Source organism: Fodinicola feengrottensis, from assembly GCF_010993775.1.
Taxonomy (GTDB): Bacteria; Actinomycetota; Actinomycetes; order Mycobacteriales; family HKI-0501; genus Fodinicola; species Fodinicola feengrottensis.
Window position 1 is genome coordinate 15,786 of record NZ_WOTO01000003.1, and the last position, 19,395, is coordinate 35,180.

16 protein-coding genes, 1 tRNA gene and 10 pseudogenes are annotated in these 19,395 nt (G+C 65.0%); 11 read left to right on the top strand and 16 right to left on the bottom strand.

Annotation, left to right across the window (positions count from 1 at the left end; genetic code table 11):
• Positions 1-44: 44 nt before the first annotated feature.
• The 5 genes and pseudogenes from GNX96_RS67025 to GNX96_RS62295 all read left to right on the top strand — a co-directional run.
• Positions 45-419, top strand: a pseudogene (locus GNX96_RS67025) (ATP-binding cassette domain-containing protein); the annotation flags it as partial.
• A gap of 192 nt (positions 420-611) precedes the next feature.
• The gene (locus GNX96_RS67030; protein ID WP_452124460.1) at positions 612-938 is read left to right on the top strand and encodes an ABC transporter ATP-binding protein; all 327 of its coding nucleotides are present in this window, start codon (positions 612-614) and stop codon (positions 936-938) included.
• A 22-nt stretch (positions 939-960) separates the two neighbouring features.
• A pseudogene (locus GNX96_RS62285) lies at positions 961-1,233 on the top strand (ATP-binding cassette domain-containing protein); the annotation flags it as partial.
• A gap of 16 nt (positions 1,234-1,249) precedes the next feature.
• Positions 1,250-1,654, top strand: a pseudogene (locus tag GNX96_RS62290) (ATP-binding cassette domain-containing protein); the annotation flags it as partial.
• Positions 1,655-1,745: 91 nt separating this feature from the next.
• Positions 1,746-1,901, top strand: a complete 156-nt coding sequence (locus GNX96_RS62295) for an oligopeptide/dipeptide ABC transporter ATP-binding protein (protein ID WP_390623905.1) — start codon at positions 1,746-1,748, stop codon at positions 1,899-1,901.
• Here the strand turns inward: GNX96_RS62295 and GNX96_RS02920 are convergent.
• The 3 genes and pseudogenes from GNX96_RS02920 to GNX96_RS60800 all read right to left on the bottom strand — a co-directional run.
• Entirely contained in the window at positions 1,891-3,432 is a 1,542-nt protein-coding gene (locus GNX96_RS02920; protein ID WP_163566920.1) for an AMP-binding protein, read from the bottom strand. The genes GNX96_RS62295 and GNX96_RS02920 overlap by 11 nt on opposite strands.
• Entirely contained in the window at positions 3,425-3,739 is a 315-nt protein-coding gene (locus GNX96_RS48325; protein WP_279579197.1) for an enoyl-CoA hydratase/isomerase family protein, read from the bottom strand. Before GNX96_RS48325 ends, GNX96_RS02920 begins: the two co-directional genes overlap by 8 nt.
• A 52-nt stretch (positions 3,740-3,791) precedes the next feature.
• A pseudogene (locus GNX96_RS60800) lies at positions 3,792-4,148 on the bottom strand (enoyl-CoA hydratase/isomerase family protein); the annotation flags it as partial.
• An 87-nt stretch (positions 4,149-4,235) separates the two neighbouring features.
• Here GNX96_RS60800 and GNX96_RS67035 point away from each other — a divergent pair.
• Positions 4,236-4,337: pseudogene (locus GNX96_RS67035) on the top strand (SUMF1/EgtB/PvdO family nonheme iron enzyme); the annotation flags it as partial.
• A 214-nt stretch (positions 4,338-4,551) separates the two neighbouring features.
• Positions 4,552-5,345: pseudogene (locus GNX96_RS62305) on the top strand (SCO6745 family protein).
• On the opposite strand, the gene GNX96_RS62310 reads toward GNX96_RS62305, so the two are convergent.
• Complete coding sequence (locus tag GNX96_RS62310; protein WP_390623892.1) at positions 5,325-5,483, bottom strand: hypothetical protein; 159 nt, start codon at positions 5,481-5,483, stop codon at positions 5,325-5,327. The pseudogene GNX96_RS62305 and the gene GNX96_RS62310 sit on opposite strands and share 21 nt — an antisense overlap.
• 524 nt (positions 5,484-6,007) lie before the next feature.
• On the opposite strand from GNX96_RS62310, the gene GNX96_RS62315 reads away from it, so the two are divergent.
• The 3 genes from GNX96_RS62315 to GNX96_RS02950 all read left to right on the top strand — a co-directional run bounded on the left by GNX96_RS62315 (position 6,008) and on the right by GNX96_RS02950 (position 7,871).
• Entirely contained in the window at positions 6,008-6,250 is a 243-nt protein-coding gene (locus GNX96_RS62315; protein ID WP_390623907.1) for a helix-turn-helix domain-containing protein, read from the top strand.
• A 234-nt stretch (positions 6,251-6,484) separates the two neighbouring features.
• On the top strand, positions 6,485-6,775 hold the full coding sequence (locus tag GNX96_RS48340; RefSeq protein ID WP_279579199.1) for a hypothetical protein: 291 nt from the start codon (positions 6,485-6,487) through the stop codon (positions 6,773-6,775).
• Positions 6,776-7,004: 229 nt separating this feature from the next.
• A complete protein-coding gene (locus GNX96_RS02950; RefSeq protein WP_279579200.1) occupies positions 7,005-7,871 on the top strand; it encodes an SMODS domain-containing nucleotidyltransferase in 867 nt (288 codons plus the stop codon).
• 121 nt (positions 7,872-7,992) lie between these two features.
• On the opposite strand, the gene GNX96_RS02955 is transcribed toward GNX96_RS02950, so the two are convergent.
• From GNX96_RS02955 to GNX96_RS02970, 5 genes and pseudogenes are all read right to left on the bottom strand, one after another.
• Positions 7,993-9,240, bottom strand: coding sequence for a hypothetical protein (locus GNX96_RS02955; RefSeq protein ID WP_163566923.1), 1,248 nt, complete (start codon positions 9,238-9,240; stop codon positions 7,993-7,995).
• A 148-nt stretch (positions 9,241-9,388) separates the two neighbouring features.
• The gene (locus tag GNX96_RS02960; protein WP_279579201.1) at positions 9,389-10,450 is read right to left on the bottom strand and encodes a hypothetical protein; all 1,062 of its coding nucleotides are present in this window, start codon (positions 10,448-10,450) and stop codon (positions 9,389-9,391) included.
• 101 nt (positions 10,451-10,551) lie between these two features.
• A complete protein-coding gene (locus GNX96_RS48345) occupies positions 10,552-10,695 on the bottom strand; it encodes a hypothetical protein (protein ID WP_279579202.1) in 144 nt (47 codons plus the stop codon).
• Positions 10,696-11,100: 405 nt separating this feature from the next.
• Positions 11,101-11,867 (bottom strand): annotated as a pseudogene (gene istB, locus GNX96_RS02965) (IS21-like element helper ATPase IstB); the annotation flags it as partial.
• A gap of 154 nt (positions 11,868-12,021) precedes the next feature.
• Entirely contained in the window at positions 12,022-13,287 is a 1,266-nt protein-coding gene (locus tag GNX96_RS02970) for a Mu transposase domain-containing protein (RefSeq protein WP_163566924.1), read from the bottom strand.
• 1,083 nt (positions 13,288-14,370) lie between these two features.
• Here GNX96_RS02970 and GNX96_RS02975 point away from each other — a divergent pair.
• Positions 14,371-15,963 carry a hypothetical protein gene (locus tag GNX96_RS02975; protein WP_163566925.1) on the top strand — a complete coding sequence of 531 codons (1,593 nt, stop codon included), beginning with the start codon at positions 14,371-14,373 and terminating at the stop codon, positions 15,961-15,963.
• A 462-nt stretch (positions 15,964-16,425) separates the two neighbouring features.
• On the opposite strand, the gene GNX96_RS02980 is transcribed toward GNX96_RS02975, so the two are convergent.
• The 7 genes and pseudogenes from GNX96_RS02980 to GNX96_RS03000 form a co-directional block, all read right to left on the bottom strand.
• Positions 16,426-16,749: a hypothetical protein gene (locus GNX96_RS02980; RefSeq protein ID WP_163566926.1), complete on the bottom strand. Its 324-nt coding sequence runs from the start codon at positions 16,747-16,749 to the stop codon at positions 16,426-16,428.
• Positions 16,750-16,807: 58 nt separating this feature from the next.
• Positions 16,808-16,883, bottom strand: a tRNA-Lys gene (locus GNX96_RS02985).
• 117 nt (positions 16,884-17,000) lie between these two features.
• A pseudogene (locus GNX96_RS02990) lies at positions 17,001-17,610 on the bottom strand (response regulator).
• Positions 17,607-17,984, bottom strand: coding sequence for a sensor histidine kinase (locus tag GNX96_RS48350; protein ID WP_279579203.1), 378 nt, complete (start codon positions 17,982-17,984; stop codon positions 17,607-17,609). The pseudogene GNX96_RS02990 and the gene GNX96_RS48350 overlap by 4 nt, the downstream one beginning before the upstream one ends.
• A 36-nt stretch (positions 17,985-18,020) precedes the next feature.
• A pseudogene (locus GNX96_RS62320) lies at positions 18,021-18,104 on the bottom strand (hypothetical protein); the annotation flags it as partial.
• Between the two features lie 8 nt (positions 18,105-18,112).
• Positions 18,113-18,733, bottom strand: a pseudogene (locus tag GNX96_RS02995) (histidine kinase); the annotation flags it as partial.
• A 5-nt stretch (positions 18,734-18,738) separates the two neighbouring features.
• Positions 18,739-19,191 (bottom strand): hypothetical protein, encoded by a 453-nt coding sequence (locus tag GNX96_RS03000; RefSeq protein ID WP_279579205.1) that lies wholly within the window; start codon positions 19,189-19,191, stop codon positions 18,739-18,741.
• Between the last annotated feature and the right edge of the window lie 204 nt (positions 19,192-19,395).

The window sequence follows — 19,395 nt, forward strand, 5'->3', positions numbered from 1 at the left end:
TCGACGGGGTGTCGTTCAGCATTGGCGCCGGCGAGATCCTTGGCATGGTAGGGGAATCCGGGTCAGGAAAGACGCAGACGATGCTGGCCGTCATGGGCCTGATTCGCGACCCGAACGTGGTCGTCGGCGGCCAGGCGCTCTTGGACGGCGAGGATTTGCTCGCGCTGCCACCAAAACAACTGCGGAGGGTTCGCGGCAAACGGATCGCGATGGTCTTCCAGGATCCGATGACCTCCTGAACCCGGTGCACCGGATCGGATTCCAGATCGCCGAGATCCGCCCGCCAACACGAACGCGTGCCGGCGCGCGCGGCACGCCAACGCGCGGTGGAATTGCTGGCGATGGTGGGAATCGCGGAGCCGAGGCTGCGGGCCCGCGACTATCCGCACCGGTTCTCCGGCGGTATGCGGCAGCGGGTGATGATCGCGATGGCACTGTCCTGCCAGCCGGACATCCTGGTCGCGGATGAGCCGACAACGGCGCTGGATGTGACCGTACAGGCGCAGATTCTGGACATGATCGCGAGGCTGCGGACCGAAACTGGTACGTCGGTCATGCTGATCAGCCACGACCTTGGGGTGATGGCTGGTTATGCCGACCGGGTGCAGGTGATGTACGGCGGCCGGCTGGTGGAACAGGCGCCGGCGGCGGAACTTTTCACCGATCCCCGGCATCCGTACACGGTCGGGTTGCTGGCATCGGTGCCGCGTACGACGGACCGGCCGCGACCGCATCGGCTGACGTCGATCGATCCCGGGTTCGCCGCCGGCGCCCGGAAAACCGCGGACCGGATGTGCGTTCGCGACCCGGTGCGGCCAGGTTTTCGACCGCTGTCGTACCGAAGTTCCCGCGCTGGTGCCCGAACCGGGTGCCGGTCACCGAAGCGCGTGCCTGCTGCCTGGCGCGGAGGGGAGTTGAGATGTCCGATGAGACGCTGATGACCGTCGACACGGTGTCCAAATGGTTTCCCCCGGACCGGGATTTCGCCGCCGACGGCGACTGACCGCGGTCGACCGGGTGTCGTTGCGCGTACGGCGTGGCGAGACGCTGGGCATCGTTGGTGAGTCCGGCTGCGGAAAGTCGACGCTGGCCCGCTGCCTCACCCGGCTGGTGGAGCCGTCGAGCGGACGGATCGAGTTCGACGGCCAGGACATCACCTCGGCCGGCCATCGCCGTTTGGTGCCGGTACGGCGTGATCTTCAGCTGGTTTTCCAGGATCCGTACGCCAGCCTGAATCCGCGCCGCCGCATTGGCGCGACCCTCGCCGAACCGTTGCGCGTACACCGGAAAAAAAAAACCAACGAAGGACGGCATCGCCGAGCTGCTGCGTACGGTCGGGCTGGACGCGGCGTACGCCGAGCGGTTTCCGCACGAACTCTCCGGCGGGCAACGCCAGCGTGTCGGCATCGCGCGTGCGTTGGCGTTGCGGCCCCGGCTGGTGGTCGCGGACGAGCCGGTGTCCGCGTTGGACGTGTCGATTCAGGCGCAGATTCTCAATCTGCTCGACGATCTCAAGGAGCGGTTCGGCCTGACGTACGTCTTCATCGCCCACGACCTCGGCGTCGTACGGCATACCAGTGACCGGGTCGCGGTGATGTATTTGGGCCGGGTGGTGGAAACCGCGCCGGCCGGCCGGATCTTCCAGGCTCCGGCGCATCCGTACACGAAGGCGTTGCTGAGCGCCGTACCGGTGCCGATCCGATCCGACCGCCCACCGGACCGAGCGAACGGCGTTGACCGGCGAGGTGCCGAGCCCGATCGACCCGCCGGCCGGCTGCCGTTTCCATCCGCGCTGCCCCCCCCTCGCGACCGGCCGATGCCGTACGGAGGAGCCGCTGTTGACCCCGCTGGCCAGCGATCATGAGGTCGCGTGCCACTACCCGCTAATCGTTACGGCGTAACCCATTCGTCGCGTGCGCGGTCGTACCGGCGGGTGCTTCGCAAGGTTTCTCGCAGCGTCTTCTTGGCGACGCGTTCGGACGGGGTCAGTGGCATTTGGTCGACGTACGCCCAATACCGCGGCACCTTGAAGGCGGCCAGCCGGTCAGCGCAGAACCGGGTCAGTTCCTCGGGGGAGTGGGTGACACCGTCGTGGAGCTGGACGACCGCGTACACCTCTTCGCCGCGCAGGTCGTCCGGTTCCGGTACGACCGCCGCGACCCGCACGCCAGCGTGTTGCGCCAGCACGGTCTCGACCTCGAGCGCGGCGATGTTTTCCCCGCTCCGGCGGATCATGTCCTTGGTCCGCCCGGCGTAGTAGACCCGGCCGGCGGTGTCCATGCTCACCAGATCACCGGTATGGAACCAGCCGCCGCGAAACGCTTTCGCGGTGGCTTCCTGGTCCCGGAAATAGCCGTGCATCATGCCGGCTCCCCGCAGGACCAGCTCGCCGGTGACTCCCCGCGGCACGGGATTGTCGGCGTCGTCCACGACCATGGCCTCCTTGCCAGGCACCGGTCGGCCGAGGCAGGTCGTCCCCACCGCGTGGTCGTGATCGTCGTCGAACACCCGCAGGTCGGCGCCGGTTTCGGTCATGCCGAAGGCTTCCACCCACGGCACGCCGAAGCGTTCCTCCAAGGCGCGGTGGATCGCGGTGGGAATCGCCGATGCGCAGACGGTTCGTACGACATGCTTTCGATCGTGCCGCGCCGGCGGCATTTCCAGCAGCAGCTTGGGCATCAGGCCCAGGCAGTAGAACCAGGTGACCCGGTGGCGCTCAATGTCGGCCCAGAACGTACGCGGATGGAAGCGGTCCAGGACCACCAGTTTGCATCCGGACAGCAGGCTCAACGCGACATTCCACTGTGGATCGATGTAGTGGAACGGCTGAGCCGTCAAAATGATGTCGTCCGCGGTGATTTTTGGTGAGTGCTCGACCAAACTGGCGGCCAATGTCGTCCAATATCGCTGCGGAAGGACGCATCCCTTGGGTGCGCCGGTCGTACCGGAGGTGTACTGAATGTTCGCCACGGTCTCGGCCACGACGGCCGGCTCGGCCGAATTTTCTTTCGTCGTCAGGGAAAGGTCCGCACAGTCGACGATTTTTTCCAGTGTCGTATCAGGCTGGATCGTTGCCAGCAGGTCGAGGTGGGCTTTTTCGGTAATTGCCAGTCGCACCTGCGAATGAGCCAGAATGCCAGTGGCGTCGTGCCGCCGGTAGCCCGTGTTGACGGGCACCATTGCGGCGCCGAGCCGGCCCAGCGCGAGCCAGCTGAGCGCGAACTCCGGCCGGTTGCCGAGCATCACCGCGACCCGGTCGCCGGGTCCGACGCCGAGTGCGGCGAGCTGTCGCGCGTACGCGGCGGTGCTCACCTCGATGTCGGCGAAGCTCAGCCGGTCGCCGGTTTCCGGGAATTCCCAGGCGATGCGGTCCGGCCAGCGGTGCGCGGCCCGACGTACCAGCGCGGGGAGGGTGTCGATCGGCTCACCCATGTCGCTGGCTTTCCAGCGCGTCGGAGATCTCCTGCTCCAGGGCCGCCTCGACGGTGCTGTCGATGCCGGCGTCGAGCGCCTTTTTGGCCAGGGCCAGCGAAAGTCGGGGCAGCATGGCGAGTTTTCCGGCCCACGCCAAGGCGGCGTCGAGCAGCTCGTGGGCTGGTACGGTCCGGTTGACCAGGCCGAGGCCGACGGCCTGTGCGGCGGTGACAGGCTCGCCGAGCAGGAGCAGCTCCTTGGCCTTCAGCGGCCCGACCAGCAGCGCCAGCAGGCGGGTGGCGCCACCGGTGACACTGAGCCCCAACTCGACCTCGGGGAACCGGAAAAACGGCGTCGTCGGCGGCCAGTACCAGGTCGCAGCCGAGCGCGAACTCCGCTCCGGCGCCCACCGCGTACCCCTGGACGGCAGCGACCACCGGCACCGGAAGCAGCCGGATCAGCCGGGTGATCTCCTGCAGCCGGACCAGCCGGGAAGCCAGCTCGTCGGGTGGGACCGGCGGCGCTTTCAGATCGTGCCCGGCACAGAACGAGCGGCCACGGCCGGCGAGGACAACCGCGGCTGCTGGCCGCTCCCGGATCGTACGCAGCGCGTCTACCAGGCCCTCGATGAGCGCGCCGTTGACAGCGTTGAGCGCCGCCGGCCGGTTCAGCCAGATCACCCCGATCTCGCCGACCCACTCGACCTCGACGGCCCGCTGCCCCGTACCGCTCACCCTCGCCGCCTCTCAGCTGCCCAATCGATCGATCGATCGATCGACAGTATCGAGCGGCTTCTCCCGTCGTCAAGGCGTCGCGCTCCCGTCGCTTGCTGCCAATGGGCCGGCGGACGGCTGCCGGACGAGACGGAATGGGAGTACGCGGCCCGCGGCGGGCTCGTCCAGCAGCGCTATCCGTGGGGTGATTGCAAACCGTTGTCGGGTCGCCGCCCGTACCGCGAACACGCTGGACAGTACGAGCGGAAACACTGGATTCCGGCTCGCTGCCAGTGATAGTCGACCGGGGGTTGTCGAATCCGGGCAGCGTTGTTCGTAGCTAAAGTGAGCGGCCGCCCAGGAGGGCGCCGTCACAACCACAGGAGGCCGGCCGATGTCGCACCCACAGGCCAAGGTTCACCGCATGTTCGAGCTCGTCGAGCCGATCGGCACCATCACCTTCTCCACGGTGCCGGACGAGGCGTTTATGGCGCTGGGCATGCGCAACTACTGGGACGGATACTTCGCCGGCCGAGCCGCGCCGCTGGGGCTGGCACCGGCCGAGGTGGTGCACGCGGTCTTCTACAACTTTGCCGACGGCGAGGTGGCGCGCCACATCCCGTGGGTCTGGGGGAAGATCACCCCGCAGGAGGCGATTGCCGTACGCGAACGGGGCAGCGCCACCGCGCTGCGGCAGCGAATAGGGGAGCTCGCTGACTCCTCCGGTCTGCTGCGAGTCGCCGATCTCGCCACCCGAGCAGCGGTCAGCGCGCCGACCGAGGGCAGAGTGCTGTACGCCGGGCTCCGGGCGCTCGACGTGCCCGCGGAGCCGGTCGCGAGGCTCTGGCACGCGGCGACGCTGCTGCGGGAACACCGCGGGGACGGCCACAACATCGCCCTCGTCGCCCACGGCATCGGCGGCACCGAGGCGCATGTCCTGCTCGCTCTCTCACTTGGAATGAGGGCGCAGGAGTTCGGCCGGATCCACCATCTGCCCAAGGCGCAGTTGGCCGCTGTCGTCGACGGACTGCGCCGCCGCGGCCTGGTGGATGCCGCCGCGGGTTCACCGACGCCGGCCGCGAGATCAAGGAGCGGATCGAGGCCCTCACCGACGAGCTGGCGGCGCCGCCGTACGACGTCCTCAGCACGGACGAGCTCGACGAGCTGGTCGCAGGCCTGGAGCCGATCGCCGCCGCGTTATCCGGCGGCGGCCAGTGACTCCAGTGCCATCGCGGTTTCCAGCGGGATCAGGCGCGAGTTCAGCAGCGCGGCGACCTCCCAGCGGTCGTACTGCCACACCATGGAGAACAGTTGCAGGAAACTGCGGTGCGCGGGCGCTTCGTCCTCGCCCGGCATCATCATGCGCATGCGATGGTGGAGGACGAACGTACGACGTGACACCCAAACGACGAATACCCACCACCGTTCTAACGAGGCTTCGCGAAGAAGCGGTTCTGTGGTGCACTTCGGCGACGAGGCGCCGATTCGGTCGGACTTTCACAGCGGCACCACTGGGCGCCGACAGGCCAGACTCGGTGCTGGCCAAGCCTGGTCAAGGCATTCTTCGGCGATCCACGCCTTCGATACATCACGTTCCGAGTCGTCGGCACCTGGTCAGCGAGTCGCGGGCGCGGTTGATCCGTGGTGCCGGTCGCAACGAAACGGCGCGGTTCCACGGCGGGCGGACGGGGAGCGGACAAGGGCGCTGAGGTTTTCGAAGCGTTCTACGAGCCGGGCGATTCCCCTGGGTGGACCCTGGCCGTGGTGGCTCCGCAGGCCATACGACGGCTCGGAAAACCGGCCTTGACCTGCGGTGATGGGTGGACCTTCTGAGTGCTTACTCGAAACGATTGGACCTGGTGTCTTCGCTGGTCAACGCCATGGACCTTCTACGCTCTGAGGAGCGGTGGGCCGCGTTGAGGCGAAGTGTCCGGTCGGATTGCGCTCCGCGGGTGTGGCGGATCAGCGATCGACTGGACGAAGCGGCGGTGTCTACGCTGATCGCGTCCTACCGGTCGGGTGTGACAGCTGTTGAGCTTGCCAAGCGGTTCGACATCAGCAAGAGCAGTGTCAAGAGGATCCTCCGCGAGCGCAGCGTGCGACGACGGGCGCTCGGCAGATGAGCCTGGCTCACACACAGTGGTGGCTCGATGGGGATCGCCGCCTACGGATGCCTACGGATCTGGACCGGCCCTGTAGACGGCGCTCGCGCGGAACTAGCGGCGTTGTCAGAGCTGTCGGTCATGGCGCCGACTCCGCAGCCTGTGGAGGACGCTGTGGCCTCTGGACGTACAGAAGAAGGTGCCTCTTCGGGTGAGTGGCGGAGACGCCCGGCTACATGGCGGTAACGTTGGGCGATGGAAGACGCGGAACGACGCCGGGCGCTGGATGAGGAGTTCCAGCGCTTGGAAGAGAGCGCGATGTATAGCGCCCAGAACCAGTTCGAAGTAGCCAAGCAGTGGCGGGGCGTCAACCTCATGTTGGGTTTGCCAGCCAGTGTGCTTGCGGCCGTGTCTGGGGCAACAGCACTCGCGTCGACAACCGGACGATTGTGGGCGGGTCTTCTCGCCCTGGCTGCGGCAGCATTTGGCGCCATCCTGAACGATCAACGCAAGCCATCGCACAAATCAGGCGGCGGCCGCTGCTAACGCATATCTGGCAATCCAGACCGCGGCGCGTCAAGCTCGGCTGCTCGATCTACATTCTTCCGATCTTGACGACGCGCGGAACACTCTGGCTGAAATTACCGCCCGACGTGATGAGCAGAACAAGACCGCTGAACCTCCGAACAATGGGGGCGCGTCGGCGCGCGCAAAAGAGCATCGGCAGCGGCGGTCAGACGTATGGAATAGATTCACCTGAGGTGGGAGCGTAGACATGGCTAAGACTGTGGCGCAGGGCTTCGATGTGTTCCTTGAACGGCTAACGCCTCTTGCATCGCAGCGGTCGGCGGCAGCTGCGCACAGGTCTCGCGTGGAGACCTCGCTGAAGAAAACTCTGTCGGTACTTGTAATGCGTGAGACGGGATCGTTCCATCACGGTACAGGGGTTCGCAATCATAGCGATGTCGATGTTCTTGTCAGTATAGGTAACGGCAAACCCGGGTCATCAGATACCGCTCTGACCTGGGTTAAATCTGCACTCTCGGCATCGTTCCCGACGACCACTGTGAAGGTCAGTCGCCCGGCGGTCGTCGTCGAGTTCGCCGGCGGGGCGGAAACGTGGGAAGTTATACCTGGATTCCTTAAATCATCCGATCCATCGGTTCTGTATGACATCCCCGGTCCAGCGGCTGGTTGGATGGAGTCAGCGCCCACCGCGCACCTTGACTACGTAAACGAGTGCAATAAGAAAAAGGGCGTTGAAGACGGAGCGAAAAAGTTAGCGCGGCTAGTCAAAGCCTGGAAGTACTACTGCAACGTCCCGGTCTCGTCGTTCTATTTAGAAATGCGCGCGGCTCAGTATATGGCCAGCCAGGACGGATTCGTCGCCGTGTGGGATGCATGTCTCCTACTTGAGGCTCTTCAGCGCAACAGTATGGCCGCGATGAACGACCCCAAGGGACGTACGGAACGTTTTCATCCGTGCTCGTCTGAATACCGCAAGGTCGATGCGCTTTCAAAGGTCAATACGGCTGCCAGTCGCGCGAGGAAAGCGCTCGACGCGTATCGAGCCGACAAAACTGACGATGCGTTTTTTTATTATCTCGACCTCTTGTTCGGAGGGCGATTTCCCGCACGATAGCGATGGTTTGAGCAAGCGACGGACACGTCTGCCGGCCTATTGCGTCGCGCTCAAATCGACTGGCTCTTCTCGTGACGTATTGACCGCTTCGCCAGTCTCGGGTAGACCTGTTTGGCGGCCCTTATCGTTGGATGACTGCGGTGATTAATTCGAGTGTGATTTCGCGGTCGCGGTCGCCGTCTTTGTGGAGCACAAACGCGGGGCTACCTTGGATGGAGTTCATGTCACGCAGGTAGCGGGGATGGGCACGAATGATCGCTTCGGCTTCGGCGATGATTGCGGTGGCGTTTTTATTGCGGATGAACAGCACCATGGCGGTGTGTGTATCGCGCCAGACGATGTAGCGATCCAGTAGTTTGCGGCAGGTCGTGTTCGGCGAAGCTTTCGGTCCGGTCCACCACTTGCACTCGGCAAGGAACACAGGCCCATCGTCGCCCCAGGGCAGGTAGATGTCGGTCTTGCCGCGCTTGCTGAACGTCTCGCCTGTAGCTCCACCGTAAATGGCGTGCAACGCTGTCAGGATTGGATCACGTAGGCGTTCTTCGCGTAGATCAGCGTAGGTGACGGCGAGCCGTTCGAACATGCGCGTCGTTGAGACAATGTCTGTGACGATATTCGAGAAATCCTCATCGGTGATCGCCGGCTCTGGCGCGAACCCCTCCTGCGGGCGCACTTGCCTGACTGGGGCCACCCGTCTTCGGACGACAGGTTGTACTCGATAGGTCTTAGCAGCTTCCTTGTCTCGATGCAGCGGAACTCCGAGGATGGCCTCTGTGTCCCGGTCTGCAAGGATCTTCGCGCGGCGGCCCTCCGCGGCTTGGCGCACCTGGACCTGCAGTCGGGTATTGGCGATAGCGATGTCGCGACGGCTGTAATCGAGATAGGTATCGATCTTGGCGACTTCGTCTCGGAGGGCAGCGACGACACGGTCGCGGTCACTCTCAAGAACATCGGCCGGGATATCGCGGAAGACACTGACGTATCCATCCAAGACTGTTGCCCGGGGTGGATTGAACGAAAATGTGCTGGCCTTCAGCGAGAAAATCTCAGGGATACCAGTGAACGGTACCCTGAACATAATCCGACTTCCCGCAATGTAGGTGGGACTAGACCGGTCAGACACTGCGCGCATCACGTCGTGCGACACGTCGACACGCTGATCGGTCACGCTACCGGTTATGCCAGCCTGATCCAGACAGAGGTCCGGAACGAGATAGCGTTCAATGATCTCGTCGGAAATCTGCTCATGCGGTCGTGCAAGAATTTCGTCCGCGTTCGTCCCGGCGACCTCGGCCAGAGCGTCGCGGAGACGCCGTCCTAGCCACGCACCCAGTTCCCCCTTAGCAAACAACAGATCGTCGTACGCCATGACCTTCACTCCGCTCCGCTACTTCCCGCGACGCCCATAATGAACAACACGTGTAAGGTCGGGGGTGACATGCGCAACTAGATCCCCGACAATCTCTTCGCAGATACTCAGCATCGTTCAGTCCCCATTGTGGCTGTCCGGCACTTCATCATCGCAGTTCGAGATACGCGGCGCGGGTCGCCGAGGCGAGACGCTGCCACCAGCGCCGACGAATCGGCGGTCGAATAGGGCGGGCGATTGCGGCTTTGACTGCGTCGGCGTCGCGTTGGGCGGTGTCGGCTGCGGTGATGAGGATCAGTATGGCGCAGGCGCGAAGGGCGAGCGCAGCGATCATGCGGTCGGTGTTGGTGGCGAATCCGTGGGCGACGAGGTTGCGGAGGTTGGCGCCGTCGGAGAGCAGGAATGTGCGGAGGAATCGTTCCCAGTCCGGGTCGAGACCGCCATCGAGAAGGTGTGGGAGCAGCTCCCCGAGTCCAGGGAATTGTCCGATCTTAGTTCCGACTGACGACGCTCGATAGACAGGTTCGTTGAGTTCGAGCAGGAGCGCACGTGCGGCTGCTTCAACGCGGGGAACAGCAAGGTGGACGCAGGCATCGAATTCGTCCACCCAATACAGGTACAGCGCTGCAGCGAACAGCCGCGTATGGGTGGGATGTGTTCCCGACGCGGCGATGAGGCTTTCCAAGTCTGCTCGGGGTGGAATACCGAACCGGAACCTGATCAGATCCAGCGCGCCGGCGAGAAGGAACGAGTTGGCGCCGAAGTTCAGCCGTTCCACAAGAGCAAGTTGCTGCTCAAAGGCGGCGTCTTCGCCAGTGGTGACCCGCTGCGGCAAATCGCTTGCCCCGACGATCACCGTGCTGACGAGGCTGCGGAAGACTGACCGGTTGAGGATGTGTTTAGCGGTGGTCGTGTTGGCGGAGGCGCGCCCGCTCGGTACGGGCGTGTTACACCACGCAGCTACCGCCTCTTGCCAGGTGGGCGCCTTCCGGAATGGGCGCATGTATTCATTTACGACTGCGGCCGGCAGGTGGGTTTCAGTGCTGACTGTCCGCCACTCGATCGGTGCAGCGGTTTGGAGGCGGCTGGTTGCTTCCGTTTCGAGGTCCGCCAGGTGTAGACGCCGGGCGGTCGACGCGGCTTGATTGAGGTAGTAGTGCGTGGCTAGCCCGTCGTCTACTTTGCCGGCTTCGGCGAGGAGCGCATTCACCTCGGCGCGGTTGGCGCGGTCGACCCGTGCCGTATCACCTGCGGCGCTCCGGCGAATGACCGCGGCGACATCGGCGACGACATCGGGCTGGATAAACGTGTCTACAGCCGCGTCGAGAAGCTGACCGACTTTCGGGGGTGCACCGGCTCCTTACGGCTCGGCGCCGTCAAGACATCCAGCAGCGCAACGGCACAGTACCGGCCGTCGTCGCTCCCGGTGAGTGCCTGGTCGGCCATGGTCAGCATGGCGACCTCAATACGGTCCAGCAGATCGATCGGTGTCGTCGCGCCCTAAAAGAAAATCCCCACGGGTGCTAGATCATTTTCCCCAGGTGGGTTGGTGGTGAGGTTAGCAGTTATGGCTGGTCAGGCATAGCTGGGGGGGCGATGTGGGGTGTGGTGAGCAGGGTGACGATGATGATGTTTTTCTCGGCAGTGGGGGCATTGTCGGGTGATTGTTCGAGAGGTGTCGTGTTCGGCCGCTGGGGGTGGTGGGGGGGGTGGGTTCTTGGGTTCGGCGGCGGCCTGCTTCGGCGCGGCAGCGGCCGGAGCAGTAGGTGTGTTTGTGGGATTGGTTGCGGCTGGGTGTGTGAAGTTGGTCCAGCAGATCGGGCAGCTTCGGGTTTCGTTGTCGTTGTTAGGAAGCATGAGCGTTGACTGCCTTGCGGAGGGGGTGTCGGCGGTGTGGTGGTGGTGGCGGAGTCGGTAGCTGGGTCCGTCGATTCCGATGACGGTGGCGCGGTGTAGCAGCCGGTCGAGCATGGCCGCGGCGACGGTCGCGTCACCGAAGGCGGTTGCCCAGTCGGCGATTCCGACGTTGGTGGTCAGGATGGTGCTGGATTTGAGGTATCTTTGGTTTATTACTTGGAAAAGGGCGCTGGCGCCGTCGCCGGGAAGCGGCAGATAGCCCAGTTCGTCGATGACCAGGAGTCGGGGTCCGGCGAAGAACCGCATGCAGGTCGCCCAGCGCCCTTCCAGGGCTGCTTTGTGGCAGCGGGCGGCGAGGTCGGCGGCGGTGGTGAAGTGGACCCGGTGACCGGCTTCGGCGGCGGCGCGCGCCAACGCGGTGGCCAGCATGGTCTTGCGACCCCTGGAGGGCCTACCAGCAGCGCGTTGGCCGCGTCGTCAACGAACCGTAAGGTCGCAAGGTCGCGGACCAGAGGCTCGTCGACGCCGGGTTGGGCGGAGAAGTCGAAATCGGCCAGGGTGTGCGGATTGGGCAGGCAGGCGAACCGGAGCCGGGAGGCCAGCCGGCGGGCTTCGGTGGCGTTGACCTCGATCTCCAGCAGCCGTTCCAGCGCGGCGGTCACCGAGAGTTTTTCCGCGCGGGCGGCGTCCAGGATCCGCGGTAACGCATCGGCCGCGTCGGCCAGTTTCAGGTAGGACAGGTGGGCTTTGAGCTGCTGGTAGCGGCGCGCGCGCTTCGCTCATCTGCGGCGCGTTGAGTGTGCTCACGATCGAGTTTCCTTTCTCTGGTCAGGAATTTCCTTTTTCTTCTGGCCGGCGCGGGTCGCGAGCCGGTCAGCGGCATTGACGTAAACGGAGAAATCGATCACCACCTTCGATGCCGGGTCAGGGGTCGAATGGGCCGCGTAGGCGATCAGCTTCGGCTAGCGCGGCGGCCGACGGTGGTCGGCGGGTTTTGTGTTTGCAGGGCGGCTTATCGGTGAACCCGGCCAGGACCTTCTTCTCTAAGGCCGCCACGTGGCCGTCGTCTCGGACCACCCCCCCGCGCCGTCCAGGGGCGCGCGTGTGCGCGGCCACGACCGCGCCGGGGGGGGTGGCGATGCGCACCAGTTCGGTGCCCAACCGGTGCGTGAGCAGCACCCTGGCACCGGTCAGGCCTGGCGGCACCGAGTAGGAGTTTCCACGCCAGGACACCAATCCTTGCGCGGTCACGGTCCGCTCATCGGACAGCTCGGCCGGGAACACCACCCCCGGCGGGGGACGCAAAGGTTCAGCGTCAGCCAGCGCGCCGACCGTGGTCGGCGCCCCGTCGAGCATCCGCTTGCGGGTGTCCAACCGGGCGGTGAGTCGATCCAGCAACGCCTGAGCCTGGGCCGGCGTGGTCTCGTCCGGTAATGTTCGCCACCATCGTTGCGCGGCGGAATGATTCGCCTTTTCGACAACGCCTTTGCGGTTTCCCCGCCTCGGTGGGCAAATAACGACGGTGACTCCGTAATGTTTCGCCACTTCACCGAAACTGGGCAGTACCGCACCGGTCGGTGGATAGCAAACGGTGGACATCCGGTCGAACCGCCACACCTTGGTCAGCCCACCCAGGCGCGCCACGACAGCGTCCATCGCCTCGACCAGATGCGGGAAATCCTCACTGGTAGCCAAAACTCCGCGCCACCGCGAGGAATGCGCGAGAGCGCCGACCAGTAGATGCGCGTGCTTTCCCAGGCCCCACGCCGATGGTGGATCAGGAAGTTCCAACCAGTCCCATTGCGTCTCCGCGCCCGCCGGGTGCGCGATCACCGCGGTGTCACGGCCCTTGGACCGGTCACACGCCTCGCAATGCGGACGCAGCCCCAGGTCGCGGATCGCCGCGGTCAGCGACGGATACGAACCAGTGAACCCCAACGCGACGACGACCTCGTCGAACAACGTCGACGCCCACAAATGCGGATCATCAACCAGCCGCTGCCGGCAATACGGCACGAACTCCGCGATCACCACCGGCTCGGACCGGACCCGCTTACCAGGCTCCCGAGCGCCACTCAAATACGCGCGGATCGTCTTCCTGTCCCGGCCCAGATGACGAGCAATCGCCGAGATCGACCAACCCTGCCGGCGAAGCGCGTGCGCATCCACCTCTTCCTCCACGCTGAGCATCGAGGCCCCCAACAAGTCACATAGCGAACACAGTCACTACGCACTGTCAGTAGAACCATCCTGACCAGCGCGAACGCCACGCCGGACGACACCCAACTGGGGAAAATGATCTAGCAAAAGTGGGGAATTTCAGCTAGCGCCAGAGAGGCACCGGGTTGAGCTGAACCCACTGGGGTGGGGTTCAGCAGGTAGTAGAACGCGCATTCCAGTTCGGCTACGCCGGCAGAGTCAGGCGGCGGATCTAGCTCCGCTGCCAGACGTTTGATCGCGGCGCTAACCTCATGCGGATACAGGACGCCCTCACACGCCCGGTCAACCACCTTCGCCAGCGCCGGGACCTGTGCGGGGTCGTGCTGATACGACTCAGGCGGACCAACGTTGTCCGACACGCCGTCATCACCTCTCTCGCTCAGTCGGCGCACCAGTGAACCAGTTCATGTCCTGATGCGGCCATCGACTTTTCGCCTTAACTGCTGTGCACAGATCGCCGATGACAGATGTGTAAAGCCGGCGTCGCGGGAGCCGCCGACGCGCTGTACGACTTCAGAGGGCGCCGAGGGCGTTCAGGATGAGCAGCATCAGGGTGACCGTTCCGGCGAAGGCGACAGCGCCCCGGATGCTGGCCGCGGCCGGGCTCGCGCCCCTTGGATGAGAGGATCCCGGCGATCAGGGCAACGATGAGGCCGATGAGGACGGCGATGATGACGAGGAGCGATCTCGACATGGACGGGCTGGTCACATGTATGGCTCCTTGAACCCATGAGGTCGGTTGCCGGCGCTGTTGCGCGATCCTCACGACGAGATCGTGTGCGAGACTATACAGGACTAAGCGAGAGACTAGGGCGGTGGTCGTGACTCGTCGCGCTCGGCCACTTCAGGCGGAGGCAGGACCTCTTGCGGCGTTCGCGCGGGATCTGCGTGGGCTGCATGACCGTGCTGGCGACGGCGCACCGACGGTGGCCCAGATCAGCTCCGATGAAGGGATCCCCCGCTCAACGCTGTACGCAGCACTCAAGGGTGACCGGCTGCCCGGGCGTGAGGTGGTTGCCGCCTTAGTGCGGTCGTGGGGCGGGACGTTGCGGCGTGCGGCGGCTCGCGAAGCGAACAGTCGTCGAGGCCGAGTTGACGAGCGACCGCAAGGCCACGGAGTCATCGTTCGTGTCGCGTAGCGAGCGCAGATGGCGCACCATGCAGACAGCACGAAGCGTTCTCGTCGTGGTTGGAAATGTTGCATCCTTCGACCGTTTGCGCAGCTTCCTATCGTGCATGGAGGCAGACCATCGAATACGGCTGGTGTTCGCCGTCAGCAAGAGTTCAGTGTTTTCGCAAAGTCTGCGCGAGGCGCTCGGTCAGCTAGGCATCATAATCGCTTCGTGGTCTGAGGTCTCGTATCATTCCTTTGACCTAATCCTCACGACAAGTGTCCTCCCGTGGCCAGAAGGTCCCACAGGGACAGATCGTCCCGCCGGGCCAGTGCTCCTCATTCCGAGCGTCGGATTCGAGTTGCAGATCGCAGCACGGCAATTAGATGACAGCTACCGCATAGTCCTTGCAGACGAATCTGCCCGTGATCGTCTACGAGAGGCGGCGCCAGGCCTCGCTGACCAGGCAGTGATCTACGGCGACCCGTCCTTCGATCAGCTCGTGGCGAGCCTACCGCAACGAGCCTCATATCGGCGCACCCTCGGTGTTAGCAGTATGCAGAAGCTGGTGGTGGTGGCGTCCACCTGGGGAACATCGTCATTGTTTGCTGAACACTTTGACCTCGTGCAGCGACTCCTTGCCGTGCTGCCATTCGACGAATACCAGGTTTGTTTGGTGCCGCACCCCAATACGTGGGAATGGCACGGGCCGTTCCAGGTTGAGAGATGGCTGGGAGGCGCTCTTGACCGTGGGCTGCTCCTTATTCCACCCCTCGGCGGCCAGCAAGCCACGCTGGTCGCCGCTGATGTCGTCATCGGTGACCACGGCTCAGCCACGTCCTACGCCGCCGCGCTCGGCCATCCAGTCTTGCGAGTCCCCAGCCAAGCACCGACCGACATCGCCCCGGCCGAGGTGAACGCCGGCCGACATGCGGCCAGCGAACAACTCGATCCAGCAGGTGACCTGCATCGACAGGTGGAGACAGCCATCAAACGTTCGGCGACACGCTCATCGGTTGCCACAACGAATATCCGTACGCCAGAAGCGGCCATAAAGTCCGGCAAGGAACTACGCAGCACGCTGTATCAGATGCTTGAGCTCGACGCGCCAGCCGCACCATGGCAGCCAGAACCGGTCCCCGCACCTCAACCAGTGCGTCGAGAACCTGCGACTCAAGCGGTATCCACCCACGTTCGTGCGCTCGACCACCTAGCGCGTGAATTGGCGCGTGAGATCCACGAAGGCCTGACGCCATCAACGCAACGACCGTCTGTTGCAAACAGTCTGCTAGACGGCCCGGTCGCCGACGAATTCATTACCCTTCGCGATATTGCAGGCGCAAACCCGAAAGAAGCAGTACTTAGGGCGTGGAATCGGATTGAGAACCTGATGTATCTCACTATTCGCGAATTTAGCTACATCGATCTGAAACCAAGCGCGTTGGCGATGACGGACGAGTTGCTGAAGATCGGAATCGCGCCCCAGCTCGTACGAGTCGCGCGGATGGGCTTCGTCGCATTCGGAACGTCGTAGCGCACGTGGGAGGCGATCAGATCAGCCCGGCAGGCGCACTCGACTATGTGGACGCCGCTGAACGGTTGGCGCATTCTCTAGTGTGAACTGGTTGTAGGTGGCTCCCATTGTGCGATCTCGAAAATGGTGAAGCCGCCGGAAATAGCTGATACATACACCTGATGCTTCATATGGAAGCAACAGGTGGGGCTTTACTCTTGGTGAATCCGCATTTCTAGGACTGGAAGTCGTTCAATCCAAGAGTCGAACGACGCTTCGCTAACGGCCTCGTGCCGCCATCTCGCGCCATCCGGCCGACTCATGCATCGACCGGGTCGGACGACTCGCGGTTGTCCCGTATGGCGACACGAGCGGAGGGCGTCGCGTCGGGGGAGTGTGGATGAAGCGGGCAGCGCCCGGGACTGGAGCAGTCGTTGGTCCAGTCCCGGGCGCCGGCTCTGGGGTGCACCCCCGGTTGGGTGGTTACGGCGCGTCGTGACTTTTGGCTGCGGACATGCTTGGTGCAGATCCGACGAGGCCGTCGAGGAGCCGCTGGAGGGTGTTGTAGTTGTACGGCGGCAGCAGGGCCGGTGTGGTGCCTGGTGGCGGGCGCAGCAGGGTGCGTTTGGGTAGCCACCGGTCGGGGCCCGCCGGAGGCTCTATCTGTAGTTCTGCCCAGACTGTTTTCCCGCCGCTGGCGGGATACGTGACGGTGATTCGTCCGGCAGGTGGCGGGTCGGGGTGGCCGTTGGTGTCCCAGACGCCGATGAGAACGCCGCACCCGAAACCGGATGCGGCGCTGCTCAACGATCTTCGACCCCACCAGCCCTGACCCTCCTGGGCCAGGGTTCTAGTAAGAGTCCTGTGGTGGGCCCCCGGGGGATCGAACCCCGAACCCACGGATTAAAAGTCCGTTGCTCTGCCTATTGAGCTAGAGGCCCCAACCGCGCGTGACATACCTGGTCCAGCCTAGCGTCCGGCGTTTCGGCGACTGACGGCGGCTAGGCAGCGCCTAGGCGGCGGCCAGCGGCGGGTACGAGCGGACCGTACCAGCCGGCCTACAGCCAGCCGCGCTCGTCGGCCACCCGCAGGGCTTCCATCCGGTTGCGGGCGGAGGTTTTGGCGGTGGCCGCGGACAGGTAGTTCCGTACGGTGCCCTCGGCGAGGTAGAGCTTCGCGGCGATCTGGGCGACGGTGTCGCCGGAGCGGGCCGCGATGAGTACGTCGCGTTCGCGGGCGGTGAGCGGGGGACTCGCCGGCCGCGAGGGTGGCGACCGCGAGAGCTGGGTCGACGACGCGCTGGCCCTGCATGACCCGGCGGATGGCGTCGGCCAGGGCTTCGGCGGGCGCGTCCTTCACCACGAAACCGACGGCGCCGGCTTCCATGGCGCGGCGCAGGTAGCCGGCCCGGCCGAAGGTGGTGAGGATGACGACCTTGCAGTCCGGCACCTGGGTGGCGAGGATGGCCGCCGCCGCCAGCCCGTCGACACCGGGCATTTCGATGTCGAGCAGTGCCACATCCGGCTGGGCCCGCAGGGCCGCGTCGACGACTTCGTCGCCGCGGCCCACCGAAGCGACCACCTCGAAGTCGTCTTCCAAGCTCAGCAGGGCGACCAGCGCCTGTCGTACGAGCGCCTGGTCGTCCGCGAGGAGCAGTTTGATGGTCACGCGGCCTCCGGTCCCAGGGACACCCGCAGCCGCCAGCCGCGTGGGCTCACGGGCCCGGCTTCGACGCTGCCGCCGGCTGCCGCTACCCGCTCTCGGAGGCCGGCGAGACCGTTGCCCGCGGGGGTCGCGCCGCCGACGCCGTCGTCGCGGACCTCCACCGCGGCCTCGGACAGGATGACCGTGCAGCGGGAAGCGCGCGCGTGGCGTACGACGTTCGTCAGGCCTTCGCGTACGACCCAACCGAACAACTCCTGATAGGCACCGTCGACGACATCGGTGGCTCCGGGCAGGTCAGCGGTGACGCCGGACGCGCGGAGCAACTCGCGGCCGCGAGCGAGTTCACCGGCGAGCGTCACCTCCCGGTAGCCGGACACGGCGGCGCGTACGTCCGCGAGCGTCTGCCGGGACAGCTGCTCGACCTCGGTGATCTCGTCCAGCGACCGGGCCGGTTGGGTCGCCGCGAGCCGGCGGGCGAGGCCGCTCTTGACCGTGATGGCGGAGGGAGGGAGTGGCCGAGCAGGTCGTGCAGGTCCCGCGCGATCCGGTTCCGCTCGGCGTCGGACGCCAGCCGGGCGACCTCGGCGCGCGCCTCGACCAGCGCCCGGTTGGCGCGAGCGGTCTCGTTGAACCCGGAGACGAGCAGCACGGTGAAAACGACTGTCACCGCCTGAAACCAGCCGGGACCGCTGTGCCAGGAGGTCACCGCCCACGGTACGAGCAGTGCCGCGACCACGCCGGCCAGCACGATGGGCGCCGCGTGGCGCCGCTTCAGCTGGGCGGTAGCCATCGACACGACGACCGCGAAAAGAAAGAAGCTGTCGGCTTGGGCGAAGGGAAGCGCGGCGACGAACAACGCGGCCATCGCGCCGACCAGGATCCAGAACCGATGCCAGGCGAGCCCGACCGTGGAGAGTACGGCGAGGACGTAACAACAGCTGAAACCGGCGACGATCGCATAGCCGGCGAGAGCGTCCGGCCCTTTCGAGTGCTGCGAGACCGCGACCGCCGTCACACACGGATAGATAAGCATTCCAGCGGCCAAAGCCAGCCGGCGCCAGCCATCGGCCCACCGCTGCCCTTCGGCAGAGGGCCATCCGGCTGACGCCTGCTCGCTTTCGTTCATCACGGTCACGGTACGTGAATCACCGAGTGGCGAACAACGACCGCAGGTGCCGGCCGTTGACCAGTACGACCACGCCGGCCAGCAGCAGCCCGCAGACGGCCTGCTCGACCCGCAGCCACACCGGGAAGGCGCCTGGTAGCGCCACGATGACCGCGATGGCGACCAGCATGATCGCCGAGACGAGCCGGAGCCGGAGGAAAGCCGCGCCGGGAGCCGCCGCGTGCCGCGCTGAAGCTGAACGCCAGCGTCAGCAGGGCGCTGAGGGTGACGATGCTGGCGCGGACCCAGACCGCGTCGGTCACCACCGAGGTGTCGTCGCGGAGCAGGATGACGGCCACCATGGTGAGCACGCTCAGGCCGAGGTAGCCGCCCACCAGCAGCTTCACGGTGCGAAACGCGGACAGACTGCTCGGGTGGTTCAGGTCTTGCTCGGAAACAGCGGGGGTACGGGCGTTCATGATGGACCTTTCCTTGCCAGCGTCGGGAACTTTCACTGCGACCAATGCTGGTCGTCGGCGCCGGCAGCTGGTAGTGCGGCCGTTCACCACCCACCCATGAGGTTTGTCATGAATGACAGCCAGCGTAAGTCGCTGGCAGTGGGCGTCGAAGATGACAAATATCAACTCGACCGGGATTCGGTCTTGACGGTCTGGTGCCGGCCG

Bases quoted from the DNA above. Each gene is read 5' to 3' on its own strand.
- GNX96_RS02950 (WP_279579200.1), top strand. From the start codon at position 7,005: ATGGCTAAGACTGTGGCGCAGGGCTTCGATGTGTTCCTTGAACGGCTA.
- GNX96_RS48340 (WP_279579199.1), top strand. From the start codon at position 6,485: ATGGAAGACGCGGAACGACGCCGGGCGCTGGATGAGGAGTTCCAGCGC.
- GNX96_RS67030 (WP_452124460.1), top strand. From the start codon at position 612: ATGTACGGCGGCCGGCTGGTGGAACAGGCGCCGGCGGCGGAACTTTTC.
- GNX96_RS03000 (WP_279579205.1), bottom strand. From the start codon at position 19,191: ATGAACGCCCGTACCCCCGCTGTTTCCGAGCAAGACCTGAACCACCCG.
- GNX96_RS02970 (WP_163566924.1), bottom strand. From the start codon at position 13,287: ATGCTCAGCGTGGAGGAAGAGGTGGATGCGCACGCGCTTCGCCGGCAG.
- GNX96_RS62315 (WP_390623907.1), top strand. From the start codon at position 6,008: ATGGACCTTCTACGCTCTGAGGAGCGGTGGGCCGCGTTGAGGCGAAGT.
- GNX96_RS02955 (WP_163566923.1), bottom strand. From the start codon at position 9,240: ATGGCGTACGACGATCTGTTGTTTGCTAAGGGGGAACTGGGTGCGTGG.
- GNX96_RS62310 (WP_390623892.1), bottom strand. From the start codon at position 5,483: ATGCCGGGCGAGGACGAAGCGCCCGCGCACCGCAGTTTCCTGCAACTG.
- GNX96_RS48345 (WP_279579202.1), bottom strand. From the start codon at position 10,695: ATGCTGACCATGGCCGACCAGGCACTCACCGGGAGCGACGACGGCCGG.
- GNX96_RS02920 (WP_163566920.1), bottom strand. From the start codon at position 3,432: ATGGGTGAGCCGATCGACACCCTCCCCGCGCTGGTACGTCGGGCCGCG.